Raw genomic sequence first — 1,957 nt, forward strand, 5'->3', positions numbered from 1 at the left:
ACCCGGCTTCGACAGTAACCCTCTAAAAGTAGGCACCTTTATAGGTGCTGTGGATATCTAAAATCCTTTAGTGGCGCTGTTTTTCGGACTTGCCCACAGGCACTAACCGAGCGAAAAAACCGAAAACCTGTAGGCACTACATTTCTGTGGATAACTGATGTTTTTCGTTGCCCTTCCTGTAGTATACAGTGTATTATGTAGTTATGTACATACGACAGATTTCTCGAAAAAACAAAGACGGCACCGTTACCCGATACGTTCAGCTCGCACACAATGAACGCCATCCTGTTACAGGAACGCCACAGGCCAAGATCCTGTATCATTTCGGCCGCGCGGACGAGCTGGATACCGTGGGACTCAAACGTTTGGCGGCCAGCATTCACCGCTTCATCGGCGAACCTCTTCCTTCTGGGTCCCCGCCGCCACGCTCCGCAACCGTGACCCTGCTGAAATCGAAGGCGCTGGGCGGCGCATGGTTGCTGGATCAGCTTTGGAAGAAGCTCGGCATCGGAGAAGCGATCACCCGGCGACTGGCAGATCGGGAATTCCGGATGCCGGTGGAACGCGCTATCTTCGCCATGGTGGCAAACCGTGTGCTTGACCCCGGCAGCAAACTCGCCATCGAGGACTGGGTCGATCGGGAGGTCGTCATTCCCGACCTGCCAGCCTTTGAAGTGCAGCACGGCTATCGGGCGATGGACTTCCTCCTGGAGTCGGACGAAAGCATTCAACGCGAAGTGTTCCATACCGTAGCCGATTTGCTGAATTTGGAGGTCGACCTGTTGTTCTTCGACACGACCTCGACGTACTTTGAAACGGAAGAGTCGGAAGAAGACGCGTTTCGCCGAACCGGCTACTCCAAGGATCACCGTCCCGACCTGCCGCAGGCCGTCATCGGCTTTGCCGTGACCCGCGATGGGATCCCGATCCGCTGCTGGGTCTGGCCCGGCAACACTTCGGACATGAGTGTCGTACCGGAAGTGAAGAAGGATCTGATCGGGTGGAAGCTCGGGCGCGTCATCACCGTTGTCGACCGCGGCTTCTGCTCCGAAGACAACTTGCGCGTCTTGCAGCAGACGGGCGGCCACTACATCGCCGGCGAGAAGATGACCTCCGGCAAACCGACGGTCGAAGCAGCCTTGGCCCATCCTGGGCGCTTCAAAACCGTCCGCGACAATCTGGAAGTGAAAGAAATCGTCGTTGGCGATGGAGAAGCGCGCACACGGTACGTGCTGGTCCGAAATCCGGATGAGGCCAAGCGGGATGCGGCTCGGCGCGAGAAGCACCTCGAAGCATTGCGTGCAGAACTGGCCCGACTGAAGGAGTTGGACGGTGATACGCATACCAAGGCGCACTGCCGCCTGCATAGTCATGTGACCTATAAGCGTTACCTGAAAATCGATAAGCGCGGCAACCTGCGGATCGATCTCCAGGCCGTCAAAGCCATGGAGCACCTTGATGGCAAGTACTTACTGCGTACGTCTGACGACACCTTATCCACGGAGGATGTGGCGCTCGGCTACAAGCAGCTTCTCAAAGTCGAATCGGCTTTTCGCACGCTGAAGCAATCCCTGGAGCTGCGGCCGGTGTATCATCGGAAAGAAGAGCGAATCCGCGCTCACGTGTTGCTCTGCTGGCTCGGATTGATGCTGATCCGGATTATCGAAAACCAAACCGGTCAAACGTGGCGGGAGGTACGCTCGCTCATGCAAATGCTACATTTGGTGGAGTACCGACTGGACGCTGGAACCCTCTGTCAACGCACGCAATTAACGCCCGAACAACAAGCAATTGTTTCGGCGCTTGGATTGAAAGAACCCCAGCAAATATGGGATATTTCACTGCTTTGAGCACCACAATTCGTAGGCACCACACGTAGTTATCCACAATCGCCCAGATCCCTTACTCCGCAGGGGATTTCGGCGATTTGTGCATCTACTGACTGTCGAAACCGGGT

Annotated in this window: 1 protein-coding gene; it reads left to right on the forward strand. The window is 55.9% G+C overall.

From position 1 onward, the window contains the following. The first annotated feature begins 203 nt into the window (after nt 1-203). The gene (locus VE23_RS25345) at nt 204-1,850 is read left to right on the forward strand and encodes an IS1634 family transposase (RefSeq protein WP_049868125.1); all 1,647 of its coding nucleotides are present in this window, start codon (nt 204-206) and stop codon (nt 1,848-1,850) included. Nucleotides 1,851-1,957: the final 107 nt, after the last annotated feature.

The sequence above is a fragment of the Paenibacillus sp. D9 genome, from assembly GCF_001188365.1.
In the GTDB taxonomy this organism is placed as follows: Bacteria; Bacillota; Bacilli; order Paenibacillales; family Paenibacillaceae; genus Paenibacillus_O; species Paenibacillus_O humicus.

Coding starts and splice junctions, on each gene's coding strand:
- VE23_RS25345 (WP_049868125.1), top strand. CDS start 204: ATGTACATACGACAGATTTCTCGAAAAAACAAAGACGGCACCGTTACC.